Origin of the sequence: Caballeronia sp. NCF2, from assembly GCF_023631205.1 — a bacterium.
GTDB classification, from domain to species: Bacteria; Pseudomonadota; Gammaproteobacteria; order Burkholderiales; family Burkholderiaceae; genus Caballeronia; species Caballeronia zhejiangensis.
On sequence record NZ_JALQDN010000037.1, the window covers coordinates 58,382 to 81,076 of the forward strand.

At 61.6% G+C, this 22,695-nt stretch carries 20 protein-coding genes; 1 reads left to right on the forward strand and 19 read right to left on the reverse strand.

The window, feature by feature from the left end:
• Positions 1–110: 110 nt before the first annotated feature.
• From atpE to NCS02_RS14110, 19 genes are all read right to left on the reverse strand, one after another.
• Positions 111–380: a F0F1 ATP synthase subunit C gene (atpE, locus tag NCS02_RS14020; RefSeq protein WP_007180033.1), complete on the reverse strand. Its 270-nt coding sequence runs from the start codon at positions 378–380 to the stop codon at positions 111–113.
• Between the two features lie 89 nt (positions 381–469).
• Positions 470–1,321, reverse strand: a complete 852-nt coding sequence (gene atpB, locus NCS02_RS14025; protein WP_008352455.1) for a F0F1 ATP synthase subunit A — start codon at positions 1,319–1,321, stop codon at positions 470–472.
• 177 nt (positions 1,322–1,498) lie between these two features.
• A complete protein-coding gene (locus NCS02_RS14030) occupies positions 1,499–2,044 on the reverse strand; it encodes an ATP synthase subunit I (RefSeq protein WP_175979662.1) in 546 nt (181 codons plus the stop codon).
• Positions 2,045–2,255: 211 nt separating this feature from the next.
• Positions 2,256–3,392 (reverse strand): SLC13 family permease, encoded by a 1,137-nt coding sequence (locus NCS02_RS14035; RefSeq protein WP_008352451.1) that lies wholly within the window; start codon positions 3,390–3,392, stop codon positions 2,256–2,258.
• A 12-nt stretch (positions 3,393–3,404) separates the two neighbouring features.
• The gene (locus tag NCS02_RS14040) at positions 3,405–4,307 is read right to left on the reverse strand and encodes a ParB/RepB/Spo0J family partition protein (protein ID WP_008352449.1); all 903 of its coding nucleotides are present in this window, start codon (positions 4,305–4,307) and stop codon (positions 3,405–3,407) included.
• 44 nt (positions 4,308–4,351) lie between these two features.
• Positions 4,352–5,131, reverse strand: a complete 780-nt coding sequence (locus NCS02_RS14045; protein WP_008352447.1) for a ParA family protein — start codon at positions 5,129–5,131, stop codon at positions 4,352–4,354.
• Positions 5,132–5,207: 76 nt separating this feature from the next.
• Positions 5,208–5,873 (reverse strand): 16S rRNA (guanine(527)-N(7))-methyltransferase RsmG, encoded by a 666-nt coding sequence (gene rsmG / locus NCS02_RS14050; protein WP_250523208.1) that lies wholly within the window; start codon positions 5,871–5,873, stop codon positions 5,208–5,210.
• On the reverse strand, positions 5,870–7,834 hold the full coding sequence (gene mnmG / locus NCS02_RS14055; protein WP_250523211.1) for a tRNA uridine-5-carboxymethylaminomethyl(34) synthesis enzyme MnmG: 1,965 nt from the start codon (positions 7,832–7,834) through the stop codon (positions 5,870–5,872). Before mnmG ends, rsmG begins: the two co-directional genes overlap by 4 nt.
• 156 nt (positions 7,835–7,990) lie before the next feature.
• On the reverse strand, positions 7,991–8,740 hold the full coding sequence (locus NCS02_RS14060) for an ABC transporter ATP-binding protein (RefSeq protein ID WP_250457086.1): 750 nt from the start codon (positions 8,738–8,740) through the stop codon (positions 7,991–7,993).
• Complete coding sequence (locus NCS02_RS14065; RefSeq protein ID WP_502800877.1) at positions 8,737–10,509, reverse strand: branched-chain amino acid ABC transporter ATP-binding protein/permease; 1,773 nt, start codon at positions 10,507–10,509, stop codon at positions 8,737–8,739. Before NCS02_RS14065 ends, NCS02_RS14060 begins: the two co-directional genes overlap by 4 nt.
• 4 nt (positions 10,510–10,513) lie before the next feature.
• Positions 10,514–11,569 (reverse strand): branched-chain amino acid ABC transporter permease, encoded by a 1,056-nt coding sequence (locus NCS02_RS14070; RefSeq protein ID WP_008352437.1) that lies wholly within the window; start codon positions 11,567–11,569, stop codon positions 10,514–10,516.
• 126 nt (positions 11,570–11,695) lie between these two features.
• On the reverse strand, positions 11,696–12,868 hold the full coding sequence (locus tag NCS02_RS14075; RefSeq protein WP_008352435.1) for an ABC transporter substrate-binding protein: 1,173 nt from the start codon (positions 12,866–12,868) through the stop codon (positions 11,696–11,698).
• 237 nt (positions 12,869–13,105) lie between these two features.
• Entirely contained in the window at positions 13,106–14,272 is a 1,167-nt protein-coding gene (locus NCS02_RS14080; RefSeq protein ID WP_250523209.1) for an ABC transporter substrate-binding protein, read from the reverse strand.
• A gap of 520 nt (positions 14,273–14,792) precedes the next feature.
• Entirely contained in the window at positions 14,793–15,764 is a 972-nt protein-coding gene (locus tag NCS02_RS14085; protein ID WP_008352433.1) for a branched-chain amino acid ABC transporter permease, read from the reverse strand.
• Positions 15,764–16,648: a branched-chain amino acid ABC transporter permease gene (locus NCS02_RS14090; protein ID WP_008352432.1), complete on the reverse strand. Its 885-nt coding sequence runs from the start codon at positions 16,646–16,648 to the stop codon at positions 15,764–15,766. The genes NCS02_RS14085 and NCS02_RS14090 overlap by 1 nt, the downstream gene beginning before the upstream one ends.
• Before the next feature lie 96 nt (positions 16,649–16,744).
• Positions 16,745–17,965 carry an ABC transporter substrate-binding protein gene (locus tag NCS02_RS14095; protein ID WP_008352431.1) on the reverse strand — a complete coding sequence of 407 codons (1,221 nt, stop codon included), beginning with the start codon at positions 17,963–17,965 and terminating at the stop codon, positions 16,745–16,747.
• A 78-nt stretch (positions 17,966–18,043) separates the two neighbouring features.
• Positions 18,044–18,805 carry an ABC transporter ATP-binding protein gene (locus tag NCS02_RS14100; protein WP_008352430.1) on the reverse strand — a complete coding sequence of 254 codons (762 nt, stop codon included), beginning with the start codon at positions 18,803–18,805 and terminating at the stop codon, positions 18,044–18,046.
• Complete coding sequence (locus NCS02_RS14105) at positions 18,802–19,581, reverse strand: ABC transporter ATP-binding protein (protein WP_008352429.1); 780 nt, start codon at positions 19,579–19,581, stop codon at positions 18,802–18,804. The genes NCS02_RS14100 and NCS02_RS14105 overlap by 4 nt, the downstream gene beginning before the upstream one ends.
• A gap of 348 nt (positions 19,582–19,929) precedes the next feature.
• Complete coding sequence (locus NCS02_RS14110; protein WP_250523210.1) at positions 19,930–21,606, reverse strand: GMC family oxidoreductase; 1,677 nt, start codon at positions 21,604–21,606, stop codon at positions 19,930–19,932.
• Between the two features lie 131 nt (positions 21,607–21,737).
• Here NCS02_RS14110 and NCS02_RS14115 point away from each other — a divergent pair, with 131 nt between their 5' ends.
• Positions 21,738–22,640: a LysR family transcriptional regulator gene (locus NCS02_RS14115; RefSeq protein WP_008352425.1), complete on the forward strand. Its 903-nt coding sequence runs from the start codon at positions 21,738–21,740 to the stop codon at positions 22,638–22,640.
• Positions 22,641–22,695: the final 55 nt, after the last annotated feature.

The following is a 22,695-nucleotide window of genomic DNA, read 5'->3' on the forward strand; positions in this document are numbered from 1 at the left end:
ATCGGAGGTGAAACGGTTAAAAGGCGCTCATCGGCTTGTTGAGCTCGATCAGCGCCTCACCCGTTCCGTTAAGCGTCTTTAAAAAGTCAGACGCACACTTCCGAGGAACCTCAGCCTGCGAGCTTCGAGAGCAGCGGGTTCGCGAACGCAAACAGCATTGCCACACCAACGCCGATCAGGAACGCCGCGTCGATCAGACCAGCCAGCAGGAACATCTTGGTCTGCAGCGGGTTCATCAGTTCCGGCTGGCGGGCGCATGCTTCGATGTACTTGCCGCCCATCAGACCGATACCGATACAGGCGCCGATTGCACCCAGGCCGATGATGATGCCGATACCGATGGCGGTCAGACCTTGGATGTTGGCGATGAAAGCTTGCATGATCACTCCTTTGATTAAAGACTTTGGAACTGGATTTATAAAAAACGAAAACCTAAAACCTGAACGATTCCGGAACGTGCCGCAACGCGTCAGTGTGAGTCATGCGCCTGGCCGATGTACACCAGCGTCAGCATCATGAAAATGAACGCCTGCAACAGCACGATCAGAATGTGGAAGATCGCCCAAACCGTGCCCGCGACCACGTGGCCGATGAAGCCGAGCACGGAAGCGTCCGCACCGAACGTCCACATGCTGCCCAGAAGGGCGATCAGCAGGAACAGCAGTTCGCCGGCGTACATGTTGCCGAACAGCCGCATGCCGAGCGACACCGTCTTGGCGACGAACTCGATGATGTTCAGCGCGAGGTTCGGAATCCACAGCAGCGGATGCGCGCCGAACGGAGCCGACAGCAGTTCGTGCACGAAGCCGCCAGCGCCCTTGATCTTGAAGTTGTAGTAGATCATCAGCACGAACACGCCGAGCGCGATACCGATGGTGCCGTTGAGGTCAGCCGTCGGAACGATGCGATGATGCGGAAGGACGTTTTCGAGACCGAGCCAGCCGATGATGCGCGGCGGCAGATCCACGGGGATGAAGTCGAGCGAGTTCATCAGGGCGACCCAGACGAACACGGTCAGCGCGAGCGGAGCGATGAAGCGGCGGCTGCCGTGGATCATCGACTTCGACTGGTCTTCGACCATTTCGACCAGCATCTCGATGGCGCACTGGAAACGGCCGGGAACACCGGACGTCGCCTTGCGTGCAGCAAGACCGAGAATGACGATGGTGATGACACCGCACACGATCGACCAGAACAGCGTGTCGAGATTCCAGACGTGGATGTCGAAGATCGACGTCTGTGCGTGCGTGGAAAGATTCTGCAAGTGGTGCGCAATGTACTCGGACGGATCCAGAGCGTGCGTTCCTTCGCTAGCTGCCATATCGTTAAAGCCACCCAAATTGTCAAAAATCTTTCGCCGCCTGTCGCTTCCGAGCCGCCGCTTCGCGTCGCGGCTCCGGGTCGAGAGGCCCGAGTGCGGCACAACGTCCGCACTTGTTCATACGTGATGCTACTTACAATCCGTGCTGCGGGCACTTACCTGGGACGTCAAGAATCGTCACCGAAGCGCCATTGCAACCCAGTAAGTCTTCAGAGCGACGATGTACGTAACGAGCAGCGGCAACCACAACGCGCCCTTGTACCAGTACGCGACCGCCACGAACATGGCGATCGTCGCTCCCATCTTGAGCGCTTCGCCGATCATCCAGCTCATGATCGTCTCCGCGCCGCTCTTCGCCCGCAGGCGCGCGGCGAACAGAGCGCTCGGCACCCAGCAGATCGCTCCCCCCAGAAATGCGGACAGCGCAGCATCGCCCGGCGGCTTGTAGAACAGCCACCACAACAGCGTCGCACCCAGGGACAAAACCATTTGCGCTGCCACGACCTTAAACGGCGTGACACGCGATGGACGACTCACCTCGGGCCCAAACAGCTTCTGTGCCTGATCCCGCGTGAGCGGAACGATATTATTTTCTTGCGCTTCGGCATCCCACGAGTCGCTCGACGAACTGCGCGGCTGATTTCCGGAGGCGTTTTCATCGCCGGTTGCGTGAGCGTCCGGCGCTCGATTTTCCTCTCGCACCGTCTTCCAACCTTCAACCAAAAGTCCGGGAAAATCACCCTGCGCTTTCGCTGCGCTTTCGAGGTGGCCTAGCTGATAAATCCGGGCGATTGTAAGCGATTGTTGTCACGGATTCAATAGTTTAGGCGCGTCAAAAACCAAGCAGACGAACCTTAAAAAACGGTCTCAAAAGCGAGACTTTCCTTGCAATTGCAAGGAGATTTTCATTCGATGGAGGAGCCTGCGCCGAGCATCAAACGAGCGCCCAGCCGATGACGATTGCCACGATCCAGAACGGGATCGACACCATGTGAAATGGCATCCACATGCCTTTTTCACCCGACAAGCGCACGGCGATGAGATTCGCGAGCGAACCGATTGCGATACCGAATCCACCGACGCTCACGCCAAATGCGAGCGCGCGCCAGTCCTTCGAGAACTCCGCGAGCACGATGGCCGCCGGCACGTTGCTGATGGCCTGCGAGAGCACCGCGCCCGCCGCATACGCGCGCATCGGCGTATCGATGCCTATATGGGCGATGCCTGCGTGAATCGACGGCAGCGCGGCCGCGCTGCGCAGCACGATGAACATCATCACGAAGATGAGGAGCAGCAGCCAGTCGATCTTCAACACGACTTCACGTCGCCACAACAGGAAGACCGCCGCCAGAACGGCCAGCGCCGGGCCGGCGTGATGCGCGTCGGCGAGCGCGACGAACGCCGCAAACGCGAGCACGCTGACACCGCACAGCACGCGATCGACGCGATGTTCCTCGACATCGCCGGAAAGATCCAGCGGCTCCGCGCGGAACATCGCGAACGTCACGATGCCGAGCAGCGCCATCAACGCGGCGCACAGCGGCAGCATCGCCCAGACGAACGCCGGGAAGCCGACGCCGCTCGTCTGCCACAGGAAAAGGTTCTGGGGATTGCCGAGCGGCGTGAGAATCGAGCCTGCGTTGACCGACAGCGCAATGACGATGACGAGCCGTTTGATCGGCAGCGGCGCGAGCTTGTGCAACGACAAGGCGAGCGGGACGACGGCGAAAAGCGCTACGTCGTTGGTCAGCACCGTGGAGAGGCCCGCGGCGAGCGCCACGAGGAGCAGCGCCAACGTGCGTTCGCCATGAATGTGATGCACGAGCCGATGCGCGGCCCACATCAGGAATCCTGATAATTCGATGGCCTTGGTCAGCACCAGCAGGCCCGCGAGTGTAAGCACCGTCTGCCAGTCGACGAGACCCGGCAGGGACATCCACGGACGTGGGTGGGCGATCTGCAACACGACGAGCGCGAATACCAAAATGGCGAGAACCGGCTCTTTCGAGACGGCCCGCCAGATGCGCGCAAGAAAGTCGGAACGTGTACGGTTGACGTCGAATTCGGACAAGATGTGCGCGGGTCAGGCTGTGGGAGTCGTCGCTTCGATGCTGCCGCGCAGCTTCGTCAGAATGCCTTCGAGCGAGTCGAGCGTGCCGAAATCGATCGTGACTTTTCCGCGCCCTCTTCCGCCCAGCTTGATCTTCACGTTGGCCGATAGCAGATCCGACAACTCTTCTTCGAGCCGACGCGTATCACGTCCGCCGTCGTTCGCGGCGCGTGCTTTTGTCGCAGGCGCTTCCTTGGTCGTCGCCGCGACGAGGCGCTCCGTTTCACGCACCGACAAGCGGCGATTGACAACGTGATTGGCAAGTTGAATTTGCGTCGCTGCGTCGACGGCGAGCAGTGCGCGCGCGTGGCCCATGTCGAGGTCGCCGGCGAGGAGCATCGTCTGAACGGGCGTCGCCAGGTTCAAAAGACGCAACAGATTAGAGACGGCGCTGCGCGAGCGGCCGACCGACTCGGCAGCCTGTTCGTGCGTGAAGCTGAACTCATCGAGCAGGCGCTGGATGCCCTGCGCCTCTTCCAGCGGATTCAAATCCTCGCGCTGGATGTTTTCGATCAGCGCCATCGCTGCGGCAGCCTGATCTGGCACGTTTTTTACGAGAACGGGGACTTCATCGAGCCCCGCCAGGCGCGCGGCGCGAAAACGCCGCTCGCCCGCGATGATTTCGTAGTGATCGTCGCCGACGGAGCGCACGAGGATCGGTTGCATCAGCCCTTGCGCGCGGATACTCGCCGCGAGCTCCTGCAGCGCGCCCTCGTCCATGCGCGTGCGCGGCTGATACTTCCCGGCCTGCAGCTTGTCGAGCGGCAACACCGACGGCGTGCCTTCACCGCGCACGGCTTCCGTAATGTCGACGCTGCCGCCGAGCAATGCATCCAGGCCTCGGCCCAAACCCTTCTTTTTCATCACAGCGCTCATTTCGGTTCCTCCATCGGCGTGACTGCCGCATCGAATGGGTTTGCTTAGTTGAGGTCGAGCGCACGCACGCGCTCGATCATTTCCGTGCCGAACTGGATATACGCCTGCGCGCCGCGCGACGACTTGTCGAACACGACACCCGGCAGCCCGTAGCTCGGCGCCTCGGCAAGACGCACATTGCGCGGGATCACGACATCGAACAGCTTGCTGCCGAAATGCTCTTTCAATTGATCCGACACTTGTTGTTGCAGCGTGATCCGGGGATCGAACATCACGCGCAGCAAGCCGATGACCTTCAGGTCGCGGTTCAGATTGGCGTGAACCTGCTTGATCGTGTTCACGAGGTCGGACAGCCCTTCCAGCGCGAAGTATTCGCACTGCATCGGAATCACGACGCCGTGCGCCGCGCACAACGCGTTGAGCGTCAGCAGCGAAAGCGCCGGGGGGCAATCGATCAGCACGAAGTCATAGTCATCGACTACTTCTTCGATCGCGACGCGAAGAATGCGCTCGCGGTTTTCCATGTCCACGAGTTCGACTTCCGCGCCAGCGAGTTCGCGATTGGCCGGCAGCACGTCGTAACCAACGGCCTCCGGACGGGTACGCGCTTCGCGCAGCGTGACGCCATCGACGAGCACTTCGTAAACCGTGTTCTCGCAGGCGGCCTTGTCGATGCCGCTACCCATGGTCGCGTTGCCCTGCGGGTCCAGGTCGATCAGCAACACGCGCTGACCCAGCCCCGCGAGGCTCGCAGCGAGATTGACCGCTGTCGTGGTCTTTCCAACGCCGCCCTTCTGATTTGCGACGCAGAAGATTTTTGCCATCGTTTAGTGTCCTCGTTTCTTCGCTGTCAGAAGATCAGCGTGCCTGGAATGGCGGATGAAAACCTTCAACGAACCGTCATACCGGCTCGACGGCAATCTCGACGAGATGCCGTTCGGCGTCGAGCATCGGCACATTCAAGCGCTCGATGCCGAGCACCGTGGCGCCCGCCGGCACTCGCGCGGCTTCGGCATCTGGCTTCACCCCTTTCATCGCCAGAATCCGCCCGTTGTCCGCAACCAGATGACGCGAAAGTGTAACGAAATCGGAGAGCTCTGCGAATGCGCGCGACACGATTACATCGAATTTTTCCGGTACTTCGATGCCTGGACGTAAACTTTCGACGCGCCCGGTTACGACAGACAGATTGTTCAGACCTAACTGGGCCTTCGCCTGCGACTGAAAAGCTGTTTTCTTGTGGACGATGTCATTCAACGTCACACGCACATCTGGCTGCGCGATCGCCAGCACGACGCCGGGCAAACCGCCGCCCGAACCGACGTCCAGCAGAGTCGACGGATTTCGCTCGGATACAGCCGGGACGATCGCGAGCGAATCCAGAATGTGCTGGATCAGCATCTGCTGCGGGTCGCGGATTGCCGTCAAGTTATAGACGGAGTTCCACTTGGCGAGCAGCGCGACATAATCGAGTAATTTCTGGCTTTGCGAAGACGACAGCGCGAGGCCGAGCGCGGCGACGCCCTTTTCGAGCGTCGTCGCCAGAGTTTGGTTGCGCTCCGTCATTGAACCGCCGTCGTATTACCGCTTGCCGAATCGTCGCTAGGCGAGTTGCGGCCGCGACGTCCCGCGCCGCGCTTCAGATGCACCATCAGCAGCGAGATCGCGGCCGGCGTAATGCCCGAGATTCGCGATGCCTGACCGATGGTCTCAGGCCGGTGCTGAATCAGTTTCTGGCGAGCTTCAAACGACAGGCCGCGGACTTCGTTGTAGTCGAGACCTTCGGGCAGGCGCGTATTTTCCTGCGCGCCGTTCCGCACGATCTCGTCCGCTTGCCTGTCGATGTAACCTTGGTACTTCACGCCGATTTCGATTTGCTCCTTGATCTGGCTGAGAAGAACCGAATCCTCCGCTAACGGCGCGTCCGGGCCACACGCTCCGTCGCGCAGCGCGCAGATGCCGTCGTACGAAACACCCGGCCGGCGCAGCAGATCCGCCAAGCTGTACTCATGGTCGATCGGCTTGCCGAGCAACGCGGTCGCCTCTTCGGCCGGCAGCGTCTTCGGGTTGACCCATGTCGAGCGAAGACGCTGTGTTTCACGTGAAACAGCGTCGCGCTTGCGGCTGAACGCGTCCCAGCGAATATCGTCGATGACACCAAGCTCGCGGCCAATTTCCGTGAGACGCATATCCGCGTTGTCCTCGCGGAGCGACAGACGGTACTCCGCGCGGCTCGTGAACATGCGGTACGGCTCAGATACGCCCCGCGTCACGAGATCGTCTACGAGCACGCCCAGATACGCCTGATCTCGACGCGGCGACCACGCCTCTTTACCTTGGACTTGGAGTCCGGCGTTGATTCCCGCAAGCAAGCCTTGCGCAGCTGCCTCTTCGTAGCCGGTCGTACCGTTGATCTGTCCGGCGAAGAACAAGCCGTTGATCGCCTTCGTTTCCAACGAAGCCTTCAGCGCCCGCGGATCGAAGTAGTCGTATTCGATCGCATAGCCAGGACGAAGGATGTGCGCGTGCTCCAGGCCCCGCATCGAGCGCACGAGCTCGAGTTGCACGTCGAACGGCAGACTCGTGGAGATGCCGTTGGGATAGAACTCGTTCGTGGTCAGTCCTTCCGGCTCCAAGAAGATCTGGTGCGCGTCTTTCGAAGCGAAGCGGTGGATCTTGTCCTCGATCGACGGGCAATAGCGCGGTCCGACGCCTTCAATAACGCCCGTATACATCGGCGATCGATCGAGTCCGGAGCGGATGATGTCATGCGTCCGTGCATTCGTGTGCGTGACCCAGCACGGCATTTGACGCGGATGCTGCTCTACTCGACCCAGAAACGAAAATACCGGGATCGGATCGAGGTCGCCCGGTTGCTCTTCGAGCTGAGAGAAATCTATCGTGCGGCCATCGATGCGCGGCGGCGTGCCCGTTTTGAGACGGCCCTGAGGCAGCTTCAATTCCTTCAGACGCGCGGAAAGCGACACCGCAGCGGGATCGCCCGCGCGACCGCCGACATAGTTATTCAGACCAACGTGGATCTTCCCATTGAGGAACGTCCCTGCGGTCAGTACGACGGCGCGCGCGCGAAAACGCAGACCCACCTGGGTCACAGCACCGACGACGCGATCGCCCTCGACCATCAAATCATCGACCGCTTGCTGGAACAGCCAGAGATTCGGTTGATTTTCCAGCCGATGGCGGATCGCCTGCTTGTACAGAAGGCGATCAGCTTGGGCGCGCGTCGCCCGCACCGCCGGCCCCTTCGACGAGTTGAGAATGCGGAACTGAATGCCGGACTCGTCCGTCGCCGCAGCCATGGCGCCACCGAGCGCGTCGACCTCCTTGACGAGATGGCCTTTGCCAATCCCGCCGATGGACGGATTACAGCTCATCTGACCGAGCGTCTCGATGTTATGGGTCAAAAGCAGCGTTTTGCAGCCCATGCGCGCGGAGGCGAGCGCCGCCTCAGTGCCCGCGTGACCGCCCCCGACGACGATCACATCAAATTCTGTGGGATAAAGCATTGGGATATCGTGTGCGAACGACACGAACCTGAAGAGAGAGTAGCTTTGAATTATAACGGTTTCTTCCCGCCCTCGAATTCGGTCAAACGGGCAGAGACGAAAAAACGGCGTGTTTCACGTGAAACACGCCATCGGTGGCCACCGCTGTTGTGGCGTCTAGGCCACTTTTTTCGTCAGGCCAAGATAAGTCTCGATAACTTGGGGATTGTGTTGAAGCGCATCGGCGTTGCCTTCGAGGGCAAATTCACCCGTCTCGAGAACATAGCCGTAGTCGGAGATTTGCAGCGCCGCGCGTGCATTTTGTTCAATCAGCAGCGTGGCAACACCCGTCTGACGCAGAGCGCTGATGATATGGAAAATCTCCTTGACGATCAGCGGCGCCAGCCCGAGGCTCGGCTCGTCGAGCATGAGAAGTTGCGGCTTACCCATCAGCGCGCGACCCACCGCCAGCATCTGCCGCTCTCCACCCGACAAGGTTCCGGCCGCTTGCTTCCGCCGTTCCTTCAGTCGCGGGAAAAGCTGAAATACATGATCGAGCTGATCAAGGTAATTCCGTTCGCCCGCCTTCTTACGCCGATAAGCGCCGAGCACGAGGTTGTCCTCTACCGCCATCGTCGCGAATAGCTCGCGTTTTTCCGGCACCAGGCACATTCCACGCGCGACACGACGCTCAATCGGTAACGCAGAGATATCTTCTCCAAGATATCGCACAACGCCCTTCGAATGCCCCGTCTGCGGCAGCGCACCCATGATCGCGTTAAGCAGCGTCGACTTTCCTGCGCCGTTCGGCCCGATGACGGAAACGATCTGCCCCGCGCCGACGGTGAGCTTGCCGTCGTGCAACGCCTCGACCTTGCCGTAGCGTACCGACAAGCCGTCCACTTGAAGAATCGGATCTGCCATCATTCCACCCCACCCAAATATGCTTCGAGCACCGCAGGATCCTTCTGGACTTCTGTCGGCAATCCTTCGGCGATCTTGGTGCCGAACTCCATCACCACAAGCCGATCCGTCAGATTCATCACGAAGTCCATGTCGTGTTCGACCAGAAGAATGCTCATCCCTTCGGCGCGAAGTTTTCGCAGCAAGTCAGCCAGTTGTAGCTTTTCCTGATACCGCAAGCCGGCGGCAGGTTCGTCCAACAGCAACAGAGTCGGATCGCAGCACAGCGCGCGAGCGATTTCCAGAATCCGCTGCTGACCCAGCGCGAGACTCCCCGCTTCGCTATAAATGTGCTTCTCCAGCCCGACGCGCTTGATCTGCTTCGCGGCCTCCGCCATCAGCCGCGCTTCCTCCGCCGCATTCAGACGGACGACGCTGCGCCAGACGCCCGTATTGCCACGCAAATGCGCTCCGATCGCGACGTTCTCCAGAACCGTCATCCCCGGCAGCATCTTGACGTGTTGAAACGTCCGCCCGATGCCACGTTTGACGATCTCGCGCGAAGTCAGCTTCTCGATGCGTTCGCCGTGAAAACTGATCGCGCCGCTCGTCGCTTGAAGCACGCCTGTGACGAGATTGAACGTCGTGGATTTGCCTGCGCCGTTTGGTCCGATCAGACCGATGATCTCGCCGGCCTTCACCTCGAAACTGACATCATTCACCGCGACGAGCCCACCGAACTGCTTGCGCGCCTTGTCGACAACCAGCAAGCGCTCGCCCGCCGTCGGTTTGCTGCGCTGCGGTAGGGCGTCGCCGTGATCTGGAACGTGAGCGCGAGGACCACGAGGAAAGATGCGCGCGACGAACGGCCATACGCCCTGTCTCGCGTATTGCAACAGCAGAACCATCACGACGCCGAAAACGATGATCTCAAAATTGCCGTTGGCGCCGATCAGCTTGGGCAGAAGCGTCTGCAGATAATCCTGCAGAACGGTGAGGATCGTCGCACCGAGAATCGCACCCCAGACGTGCGACACGCCGCCGACCACCGCCATGAACAGGAACTCGATGCCGTGATTCAGCCCGAACGGCGTCGGATTCACCGCGCGCTGCAAGTGCGCATACAGGAAGCCGGAAATGGCCGCCAGAACTGCTGCATAGATGAAAATGACCACGCGCATCCACGCCGTATTGACGCCCATCGCCTCGGCCATCGTGCCGCCTCCGCGCAATGCGCGAATCGCGCGGCCGGGCCGACTATTAAGCAGATTCTGAACAGATATCACCGCGAGCAGCACGACGACCCAGATCAGGTAGTAGATGCTGCGCCCCGATTCGAGCTGCCAGCCGAACACGTTGAGCACCGGAATCCCATTGATGCCGTCGTACTTGCCGAGCAGTTCCATGTTGCCGAACAGATAGAACAGCGAGAGGCCCCACGCGATCGTCCCGAGCGGCAGAAAGTGCCCGGACAGACGCATGGTGATAAGACCGAGCAGCAGCGCGATAAATGCCGTCAGCACGACGCCTGCGATGAGCGCGAGCCACGGCGAGACGCCATAGCGCGTCGTCAGGAAGGCCGTCGCGTATGCGCCCACGCCGACAAACGCAGCCTGGCCGAAGCTCGTCATCCCGCCGATGCCCGTCAGCAGAACGAGGCCGATCGCGACGATCGAATAGAGGCCGATGTAGTTCAGCAGCGTGATCCAGTACTCGGGCACGGCGACCGGCCCGGGCAGAATCGGCAACGCGAAAACGATCAGCAGAAAGATCCAGAAAGAACGGAATTTCATCGGCTCACTCCTCGTCCTCATCCGAATGCGGGCTCGCCAGGCTTCGCCACAGCAGCACCGGAATAATCAGCGTGAAGACGATCACCTCCTTGTACGCGCTCGCCCAGAACGACGAATACGATTCGAGCAGACCCACGAGCAGCGACCCCGCCGCCGCGAGCGGATAGCTCACCAGACCGCCGACGATCGCGCCCACGAAACCCTTCAGGCCGATCAGAAAGCCCGAGTCGTAGTAGATCGTCGTGATGGGCGCGACGAGCACGCCGCAGAGCGCGCCGAGCCCGGCCGCGAGCGTGAACGCGAGGCGCCCCGCCTGTGTCGTGCCGATGCCCACGAGCCGCGCGCCCAGACGATTCACCGACGTCGCGCGCAACGCCTTGCCGGAAATCGAGCGATCGAAGTAGAAGTACAGCGCGACGATCAACACGACAGCCGTCCCCACGACCCACAGGCTTTGCCCGGAGATCGATACGCTGCCGAGATTGAAGTTGGCGTCGGAGAATGCCGTCGTGCGCGATCCTTCGGCGCCGAACATCACGAGCCCGAGGCCGACCATCGCGAAGTGCACGGCGACCGCGACGATCAGCAGCAACAGCGTGCTCGCCTCCGCGATCGGCTCATAGGCGAGGCGATAGACGAACGGCCCCATTGGGACGACGATCAGAAGCGTCAGCGCGATCTGGGCCAACATCGGCAAAGGCTGCGCAAAAGCGGCTTGCGTAATGCCCCAAACCGCAACGGGAAACAGCAGATACTTGCCGGCCAGGACGGTGAGCAAGCGTCCGATCTGGTGATATCGCGAAGGATGCCGAACGATGCCAGCGAGTTCGGCGATAAAGCAGCCGACGCCCATCGCGATGAGCAAATAGCAGGTGGCGGGCAGCTTCTGCGTCTGCAGCGCGGCCAGCGTGAGCGCGCCATACGCGACGAACTCGCCCTGCGGAATGAAAATGACGCGTGTCACGGAGAACACGAGCACCAGCGCGAGCGCGAGCAACGCGTAGATCGCGCCCGTGGTGATCCCGTCCTGCGCGAGGATCGCCGCAATCGATAAGTCCATACTTCCTCTTTGGAGCTTCTTGTGAAACATGGTCAAGCGGCGCGCCGTTGCCGGTGCGCCGCTTGTTCTACGAGATCATCTCGAAATTAAGAAACACGAACGCGCGGGTAGGCGCGTTCCACGACATCAGTCGTTCAGCAGCTTCCACTTGCCGTCGACGATCTGCACCATCACGCGCGCGCGATTGTCGAAGCCGTTGTGATCGGTCGGCGTCATGTTCATGATGCCGTGCGACACCGGCAGATCCTTGAGGTTTTCGAGCGCCGCGCGCAGCGCTTCGCGGAACTCAGGCGTGCCCGGCTGGCCCTTCTTCAGCGCTTCGGGAATCGCGCGCTGAAGCATCTGCCCGGCGTCCCAAGCGTGGCCGCCGAACGTCGACAGCGAACCCGCGCCGTAGGCCTTCTCGTACGCGTCCTTGTACGCCGCCGACGACTTCTTAACCGGATTGCTCTCCGGCAATTGCTCGGTGACGAGCACCGGACCGGCGGGCAGGATCTCGCCCTCGCAATCCTTGCCGCACACGCGCAGGAAGTCGTTGTTGGCGACGCCGTGCGTCTGATAGACCTTGCCCTTGTAGCCGCGCTCCTTCAGCGCCTTCGCCGGCAGCGCGGACGGCGTGCCCGCACCCGCGATCAGCACCGCGTCGGGGTTCGCGCCCATCGTCTTCAGCACCTGGCCGGTCACGGACGTGTCCGTGCGGTTGAAGCGCTCGTTCGTGACGATCTTCAGCTTGTGCGCCGTGGCCGCCGTGTTGAACACGTTGTACCAGCCGTCGCCGTAGGCATCGGCGAAGCCGATGAAGCCCACGGTCTTCACGCCGTGCTTCTCCATGTAGCTCGCGATTGCGTCGGCCATGAGCGCGTCGTTCTGCGGCGTCTTGAAGACCCACGCTTTCTTCGCGTCCATCGGCGAGATGATCGCGGCCGAGGCGGCCATCGAGATCATCGGCGTCTTGCCCGCGGCGGCCGGGTCGATCATCGCGAGCGAGTTTGGCGTCACGGTCGAGCCGACGATCGCATCGACGTGATCTTCGTCGATCAGCTTGCGCGTGTTCTGCACGGCTCGGCTCGTGTCGGAACCGTCGTCGAGCACGATCCATTCGACCGACTTCCCGCCGATTTCCTTGGGCAACAGCGCGACGGTATTTTTCTCGGGAATCCCGAGCGATGCCGCCGGTCCCGTCGCCGAGAGCGTCACGCCGATCTTCACTTGCGCGAGCGCCGCGCCCGCGCCCGCGAACACGCTGCCCGCGATGGCGAGCGCGATGCCGGTCTTGATCCATGCCTTCTTCGTTTTCATTGCTTGTCTCCAAACGCGCACACTGGCGGTGCGTTGCTGCGAGTTGTTATCGATGCGACTTTCGAGGCCAATCAAAGAGCCGCCCCAATCTATTTACCGCGATACTGCGTGCCAAGGCTCGTTTTCCCTGACCGTTGCGCCCTCTTCTTCGTCGGGGCTTTCGTTGCACAACGCAGAAAAAAGGCGCGTTCGAAACGACGCGCCTTTTTTTCTCGAATCAGTTCACATGCGATTGCGTCAGTTGCCCGAGAGCTTCCACTTGCCGCCTACGATCTCCACCATCACGCGCGCGCGCTGGTCCAGTCCGGAGTGATCGTTGGGGCTCATGTTGAAGATGCCGTGCGATGCAGGCAGATTCTTCGTCTCTTCGATGGCCGCGCGCAGCGCTTCGCGGAACGCCGGCGTGCCGGGCTGGCCCTTCTTCAGCGCAATGGGAATCGCGCGCTGCAGAACGAGGCCCGCGTCCCACGCGTGACCGCCGAAGGTCGACACCGAACCCGCGCCGTAGGCGCCTTCATACGCTTTCTTGTACGTGAGCGCGGCCTGCTTCACGGGATTGCTGTCGGGCAACTGCTCCGCGACGAGCAGCGGTCCGGCGGGCAGGAACGTGCCTTCGCAATCCTTGCCGCACACGCGCAGGAAGTCGTTATTGGCGACGCCGTGCGTCTGATAGATCTTGCCCTTGTAGCCGCGCTCTTTGAGCGTCTTCTGCGGCAGCGCGGCCGGCGTGCCCGCGCCCGCGATCAGCACCGCGTCCGCGTTCTGCGACATCGTCTTGAGCACCTGGCCCGTCACCGATGCGTCGTTGCGCGCGAAGCGCTCGTTCGCGACGATCTTCAGCTTCGCGAGATCGGCCGCTTTCGAGAATTCCTTGAACCAGCTCTCGCCGTAGGCATCGGAGAAGCCGATGAACGCGACCGTCTTCACGCCATGATTCGACATGTGCTGCGCGATCGCGGTGGCCATCAGAATGTCGTTCTGCGGCGTCTTGAAGACCCACGCCTTTTTCGCATCCATCGGTTCGACGATGCTCGCGGCTGCGGCCATCGAGATCATCGGCGTGTGCGTTTCAGCGGCGATGTCGGTCATCGCGAGCGAGTTCGGAACGACGGTCGAGCCGACGAGCGCATCGACATGATCTTCGCTCGTCAGCTTGCGCGCGTTTTTCACGGCCTGCGTGGAATCGGTGGCGTCGTCGAGAACGATGTATTCCACCTTCTGCCCGGCGACCTCCTTCGGAAGCAACGAAACGGTGTTCTTCTCGGGAATGCCAAGCGACGCCGCCGGGCCCGTTGCCGAAACCGTCACGCCGATTTTCACGTCCGCCAAAACCTGATTGCTGATTACCGCCGATAATGCCGCGACGGCCATTGCGACCGCCTTTCCGCGTAATGCCAACTTCATTGATTTGCGCCCCGTAAATCGTGCTTATGCGTAAAGAATCGCCTGCGAATATGTCCGTGATTCGCGCCGCTTCGAATCGCCGACCGACGGGTCGGGAAATGCAGTTTAGCGGACGAAAGCGCCGGGCAGCAAGCGTTTTGAAGGGTCTTCCCGGGCTTCGAACGTTGTTTTTTCAACGCTTTTCCGACGACGCCGCACGCATCCCTAAACCCTCGGGAAAACCCCGCCTTAAATCCGTCGAGGGATTAATTCGTATTATCGACGGGCAAATAAAAAAGCGCTGTTGGACTCATCCAACAGCGCTTTTCGGTCGGGCACTTCGTGCCTCATGTCTCCTCGTTCTCCACCTCAAAAATCTGGGTGCAACAGAACTAGGACGCATGTTAAAGAACGCAACAGTGCCCGGCAACCTAGCATTTACCCTAGTGGTGCACAAAAGCACCTCAACGGGGCGTATTTCTTGCAATACAGCGCGCTTCTCGCGAAGCCCCAATTAATTCGCAATTCAAAGTAAATCGCTTCAGCCTTGCAGCGGCCGAACCCGCGCAACGATCTCCCCGACAATTCCGCGACGGAACGCCAGCACGCACGCGATGAAGATGACGCCCGTCACGATCGTCACCGATTCGCCCAGCGAGTTGAACCACGTTACGCCCGTGAGCCGCGCGATGCCGCTGCCGATATCGCCGAGCCGGTCTTCCAGCGCGACGATGATCGCCGCGCCGAGCAGCGGGCCGAACATCGTGCTCATGCCGCCGACGAGGGTCATCAGCACGACGAGGCCGGACATCGTCCAGTGCGCGTCGCCCAGGGTTTCGAAGCCGAGCACGAGCGTCTTCGTCGCGCCCGCGAAACCCGCGAGCCCCGCCGACAGCACGAACGCGAGCAGCTTGTAGCGCGACGTGTCGTAGCCGAGCGAAATAGCGCGCGGCTCGTTCTCCTTGATCGCGATCAGCACTTGCCCGAACGGCGAATGCACGATGCGCACGATCAGCGCGAACGCGAGCAGCATCACCACGAGCACGACGTAATACAGCGTGATGTCGTTGCCGAGATCGATCGCGTTGAACAGCTTGCCGCGCGGCACGCCTTGCAGACCGTCTTCGCCATGCGTGAACGGCGCCTGGAGGAAGACGAAGTACACCATCTGCGCGAGCGCGAGCGTGACCATCGCGAAGTAGATGCCCTGGCGCCGAATCGCGATCAGGCCGGCGACGAGACCGAGCAGCGTCGCCGCCGCCGTGCCCGCGAGCACGCCGAGCTCCGGCGTGAAGTTGAGCGTCTGGATCGCGTAGCCGGCCACGTAGCCCGCGGAAGAGAGGAACATCGCGTGTCCGAACGACAGCAGCCCCGTATAGCCGATCAGCAAATTGAACGCGGCTGCGAAGAGCGCGAAGCACAGCACTTTCATCATGAACAGCGGATACACGCCGACGAACGGCGCCACGATCAGGCCGATCAGCAACAGGCCGTAGAGCGCTTTTCTCTGCATCATTTTTCCTTGCCGAAGAATCCTGCCGGGCGAATCATCAACACGATCGCCATGATGACGAAGACGACCGTCGCGGACGCTTCCGGATAGAACACGCGCGTCAAGCCTTCGATCACGCCGAGCAAGAGACCCGTGAGGATCGAGCCCATGATCGAACCCATGCCGCCGATCACGACCACCGCGAACACCGTGATGATCATCGACTGGCCCATCAGCGGCGACACCTGAATCACCGGCGCCGCAAGCACGCCCGCGAACGCCGCGAGCGCGACGCCGAAGCCGTAGGTGAGGGTAATCATCATCGGCACGTTGACGCCGAACGCCTCGACGAGCTTCGGATTCTCCGTGCCCGCGCGCAGATAAGCGCCGACGCGCGTCTTCTCGATCACGAACCACGTCGCGAAACACACGACGAGCGACGCCACGACCACCCACGCGCGATAGTTCGGCAGGAACATGAAGCCGAGATTGGTCGCGCCTTGCAGCAGCGACGGCACGTCGTAAGGCTGCCCCGACGAACCGTAGATCGAGCGAAACACGCCTTCGATCACGAGCGTGAGGCCGAACGTGAGCAGCAGCCCGTAGAGATGATCGAGCTTGTAGAGCCAGCGCAGCATCGATCGCTCGACGAAAACGCCGAACAGCCCGACGATGACGGGCGCGAGCACGAGCATCGCCCAGTACGGGACGTTGAAGTAGGAAGCGCCCATCCATGCGAGCATCGCGCCCAGCATGAAGAGCGCGCCGTGCGCGAAGTTGATGACGTTGAGCAAGCCGAAGATCACCGCGAGCCCGAGGCTCAGGATCGCGTAGAACGAGCCGTTCACCAGCCCGAGCAGCAGCTGGCTCATCATCGCGGCGAGTGGAATGCCGAAAATTTCCATTGAACCTGCCGTCAGAAACGTGTTGACGCGGTTGCGGCGGCCGAGCGGCCCTCTTGGCCGCCCGCCTCGCGAACGCGCTGAATCACCGCCGAACGCTTACTTCCAGAGCTTGCAGCGTGACTCCGCCTTCGTGCCGAACGCCTGATCGCCCGGAATCGTCGCGGTGATCTTGTAGTAGTCCCACGGCTCCTTCGATTCCGACGGCTTCTTCACTTCCATCAGATACATGTCGTGAATCATCGAACCGTCTTCGCGGATGTAGCCCTTCGCGTAGAAGTCGTCGATCTTCGTCTTCTTGAGCTGCGCCATGATCTTGTCGCCGTCGGTCGTGCCCGCCGCCTTCACCGCGTTCAGGTAGGCCATCACGGCGGAATAGTCCGCTGCCTGCAGGCTCGACGGCATCTTCTTCATCTTGCCGAAGTAGCGCTGCGCCCATTTGCGCGTGTTCTCATCCTTGTTCCAGTACCAGCTGTCCGTCAGGACGAGACCCTGCGTCGTTTCGAGCCCGAGGCTGTGGATATCGTTGATGAAGATGAGCAGCGCGGCGATCTTCATCGACTTGGTGATGCCGAATTCCTTCGCGGCCTTGATCGAGTTGATCGTGTCGCCGCCCGCGTTCGCGAGGCCGAGCACCTGCGCCTTCGATCCCTGCGCCTGCAGCAGGAACGACGAGAAGTCCGACGCCGACAGCGGATGACGCACTTCGCCGAGCACCTGGCCGCCGTTCGCCTTCACGACGTCGGCCGTATTCTTTTCGAGCGCCTTGCCGAACGCATAGTCGGCGGTGAGGAAGTACCACGTCTTGCCGCCCTGCTTCGTCACCGCGGAACCGGTGCCTTTCGCGAGCGCCATCGTGTCGTACGCGTAGTGCACCGTGTACGGCGAGCATTGCTCGTTGGTCAGGTTGTCCGCGCCCGCGCCGATGTTGATGTACGGCGTCTTCTTCTCCGCCGCGACTTGCGCGGTCGAGAGCGCCGTCGCCGAATTCGTGCCGCCGATGATCGCGTTCACGCCGTCGCGGTCGATCCATTCACGCGCGCGCGATGCCGCGATATCCGCCTTGTTCTGGTGATCCGCATAGACGAGTTCGATCGGCTTGCCGTTCACCTTGCCGCCGAAGTCCGCGATCGCCATGCGAATGGCTTCGAGGCCGCCCTGGCCGTCGATGTCCGCGTAGAGGCCCGACATGTCGGTGACGAAACCGATCTTCACGGTGTTGCCGTCGGCGGCGTTGGCGCTCGTGCTCATCACCGCCACACTCGCCGCCGCAGCCGCAAAGCACAGAGTAGAGAGGCGCGCGAGGGTCTTCTTTTTCATTCCAGTCTCCATGAGTTTTGATTTGTTGCGGTGTTACTGGTGTTGCCCTTCTTTCCGGCGTGCCGCGTTCGGGATCGATTACACCCCGAGCAATTCGTGCAGCACCGGCATCTTCGCTTCGAGTTCCCCCGCGCCGAAATGCTCGACGATGTTTCCGTGCTCCATCACGTAAAAGCGGTCCGCGAGCGGCGCCGCGAAACGAAAATTCTGTTCGACCATGACGATCGTGTAGCCGCGCGACTTCAGCATGAGGATCATGCGCGCGAGTGTCTGCACGATGACCGGCGCGAGACCTTCCGAGATTTCATCGAGCAGAAGCAGATTCGCGCCCGTGCGCAGAATGCGCGCGACGGCCAGCATCTGCTGCTCGCCGCCCGAAAGACGCGTGCCCTGGCTCGCGCGGCGCTCTTTCAGGTTCGGGAACATCGAATAGATCTCGTCGAGCGACATCGCGTCCTTCTGCTTGCCGATGAGCGGCGGCAACAGCAGGTTTTCCTCGCACGACAAGCTCGAAAAAATGCCGCGCTCCTCCGGACAATAGCCGACCCCGTAATGCGCGATCTTGTGTGTGGCGAGCCCGATGGTTTCGTGTCCCGCGACGCGAATCGAGCCCGTCCTGCGCCCGGTCAGGCCCATGATGGCGCGCAGCGTCGTCGTGCGGCCCGCGCCGTTGCGGCCGAGCAGCGTGACCACTTCGCCGCGATTCACCTTGAGGTCCACGCCATGCAGAATGTGCGATTCCCCGTACCACGCCTGCAATCCCGAGATTTCCAGCGCGGGCACATTGCCCGCCGCGCCGTTCGCCTCGCGCGAGCGGCGCTCCTCCACGATCGTACTCATGCATGCGCTCCGGTGAGCGCCGCATCGGCGCTGCCCATGTAGGCTTCCATCACGAGCGGATTCTTCGACACTTCCGCGTAGCTGCCTTCGGCCAGCACTTCGCCGCGCTGAAGCACGGTGATGGTGTCGGAGATGCCCGCGATGACGTTCATGTTGTGCTCGACCATCAGGATGGTGCGGCCCGCCGATACTTTCTTGATGAGCGCCGTCACGCGGTCGACGTCTTCGTGGCCCATGCCTTGCGTCGGTTCGTCGAGGAGCATGAGTTCGGGCTCCATCGACAGCGTGGTCGCGATCTCCAGCGCGCGCTTGCGGCCGTACGAAAGCTCGACAGTTTTGGTATCGGCGAAATCGGTGAGGCCGACTTGCGTGAGCAGATCCATCGCGCGGTCGTTTAGCGCGTCGAGAGAACGCTCGCTGCGCCAGAAATGAAACGACGTACCCAGTTGCCGCTGCAAGCCGATACGCACGTTCTGCAGCACGGTCAGATGCGGAAACACGGCGGAAATCTGAAACGAGCGGATGATGCCGCGCCGCGCGATATGCGCCGGCCGCTCGCGCGTGATGTCCGTGCCGTTGAAAACGATCTGGCCCGCAGTGGGTTCGAGGAACTTGGTGAGCAGGTTGAAGCAGGTTGTCTTGCCTGCGCCGTTCGGTCCGATCAGCGCATGGATCGAACCGCGGCGAACGCGCAGGTTCACGCCATTCACGGCCGTGAAGCCTTTGAATTCCTTCGTGAGTCCTCGCGTTTCAAGAATGGTGTCGCCGAGAATCATGTCCCCTTCCATGCGAAGTGAGACGCTGGGGCAAACTCTGTTCGCCTGCGCCTTATTTTTTCTTTCCGCGCGCACCCGAACGTTGTCTCCATTCCGGTACTGCTTCGCTTCGCGCGTCGCTGTTGCGGCCGCACAAAGTGTGCACGTGGCATGCCGAGCATCACTAATTCCGGGGCCATTGTCGCGCCAATGATGCAGCGCAATCATTGGGATTTGCACTTACTAACGATTTGCTTGGAGTCCCGCCGCATGCACGTTATGGGGGCATGGGGAATGCTTATGCAGGGCGCAAATAAGCGATGACTGATCGAGCGTCATGCGCGCGTCATGCATACGTCATTCATCGCGTCACGCGAGCGCCGTCGCGATCACTTCCTGCGCTTCGATGCTGCGCCGGTCTTCGCGGATCATGTCGCTCGCGCGCTCGGCGATCATCAGCGTCGGCGAATTCGTATTGCCCGATGTGATCGTCGGCATCACCGATGCATCGACGACGCGCAGGCCGCGCACGCCGATCACGCGCAGGCGGCTGTCGACGACCGCCCCCGGATCGTTGTCCGTGCCCATGCGGCATGTGCCGACCGGATGAAAGATCGTCGTGCCGACCTTGCCCGCCGCTTCGACGAGTTCTTCCTGCGTCTGAAACTGAATGCCGGGCAAGATCTCTTCCGGCGCATAACGCGCGAGCGCGGGCGCGCCGGCGATGCGCCGCGTGAGGCGCAACGCATTCGCGGCGACTTCGCGGTCGCGGTCCGTCGACAGATAATTCGGCGCGATCAGCGGCGCCCCATGGGCATCGGGCGATTCGATATGCACGCTGCCGCGCGATGTCGGCCGCAGATTGCACACGGATGCCGTGAACGCATTGAACGCGTGCAGCGGTTCGCCGAAGCGTTCGAGCGACAAGGGCTGAACGTGATACTGCACGTCGGGGCGCTTGATCGATGCATCGTCGGGATTGGACTTCGCGAACGCGCCGAGCTGCGATGGCGCCATCGACATCGGGCCGCTACGCAACAGCGCGTATTGCATGCCGATGAAAAGCTTGCCCCACCAATGCGCGGACAACGTGTTCAACGTGCGCACGCCGTTGACCTTGTACGCCATGCGCAATTGCAAGTGGTCCTGCAGATTTTCGCCGACGCCGCGCAGACTCTTCACGACATCGATGCCGAGACGCTGCAGACGCGCGCCATTGCCGATGCCCGAGAGTTCGAGAATCTGCGGCGAATTCACCGCGCCCGCGCTGAGAATCACTTCGCATCGCGCGCGCGCGATGTAATCGACGTCGCCGCCGCGATACTCCACGCCGACGCAGCGCGCGCCTTCGAACACGAGGCGTTGCGTGTGCGCGCCGGTGATCGTCGTGAGGTTCGGACGCTTCATCGCTTCACGGAGAAAGGCCTTCGCCGCATTCCAGCGAATGCCGCCGCGCTGATTCACTTCGAAATAACCGACGCCCGTGTTGTCGCCGCGATTGAAGTCATCGGTCGCGGGAATGCCGCTCTGCTGCGCGGCCTGCGCGAAGGTTTCGAGAATCTTCCACTTCAGACGCTGCTTCTCGACGCGCCATTCCCCGCCCGCGCCGTGCCATTGGTTGCCGCCGCCGTGATGATCCTCGCTGCGCTTGAAGATGGGCAGCACGGAATCCCACGACCAGTTCGGATCGCCGCTGACATGCGCCCAGTCGTCGTAGTCCTCGCGCTGGCCGCGCATGTAGATCATGCCGTTGATCGACGAGCATCCACCGAGCACGCGCCCGCGCGGATACGACAGCGCGCGTCCGTTCAGGCCCGGTTCGGCCTGCGTCTTGTAAAGCCAGTCCGTGCGCGGATTGCCGATGCAATACAGATAGCCGACCGGAATATGAATCCAGTGATAGTCGTCCTTGCCGCCCGCTTCGAGCAGCAGCACGTTCACGTCGGGATCTTCGGTTAGGCGATTCGCGAGCACGCAACCGGCCGTGCCCGCGCCGACCACGATGTAGTCGAATTCACCTTCCAGCTTGCGCGCGTTCTGTTTCATCGCTTGTCTCCGTGGCGCGCCGTCTTGTGCGGCGTCTTTGGCTTGCAGATCAACCGAGCGTACTGCGGGATGCGCTTGCGAATCCAATCAGATATGTTCAACTGGGATATAAGAAGCTTTAATATCAGCCGATGGACTACATTCTTCTGCGCGCCTTCATCACCGTTGCACGCGAAGGCAACCTCACGCGCGCGGCGGCGCAACTGCATCTGACGCAGCCGGCCGTCAGCCTGCAGATCAAGAATCTGCAGGAGATGCTGGGCGTCGTCCTGTTTTCGCGGACGTCGCACGGACTTTTGCTGACGCGCGATGGCGAAGCGCTCCTGCCGCACGCCGAACGCGCGCTCGCAGCCGCCGCCGACGTGCAGCGCGCCGCTGCTGCGCTGCGTCACGAAGTGAGCGGCACGCTGCGCATCGGCACGATTCTCGATCCCGAGTTTCTGCGGCTCGGCGGATTTTTGCGTCAGCTCGTGGAGACGCATCCGCGCATCGAGACGTCATTGCGGCACGGCATGTCGGGCTGGGTGCTGGAGCGCGTGAGGGCGCGTGATCTCGACGTCGGCTATTACATCGGCGATCCGGCCGTCGACGGCACGCGCGACGGCGAGCGCTTTCATGTCGTCAGGCTGACGCCATTTCTATATCGCGTGCTTGCGCCGGCGGGCTGGCACAACCGCGTCAACAAGGGCAAGCGCAACTGGGCCGCGCTCGCCAAGCTGCCGTGGATCTGGACGCCGCAGGAATCCGCGCATAACCGGCTGTTGTCGCGCCTCTTCCGCGAGGCGGGCGCGATGCCGCTCGTCGTCGCGGAAGTGGATCAGGAGCCGTCGATGCTCGATCTCGTGAAATCGGGCGTCGGTCTGTCGCTCGCGCGCGATTCGATCGCGCTGGCGCAGGCGCACGCACACGCGCTGACGATCGTCGAAGGCGTCACGGTGCCGACGCAGTTGTCCTTCGTCGCGCTCGCGGAACGTCGCGATGAACCGGCGATCGCGGCGGCGCTGCGGTTGATCGACGCGCAATGGTCCGTCTGAGGGCAAATCCCGACTTCGCGGGCAAGGACTTTCAAGCGCGCTTCATCGATCGTCT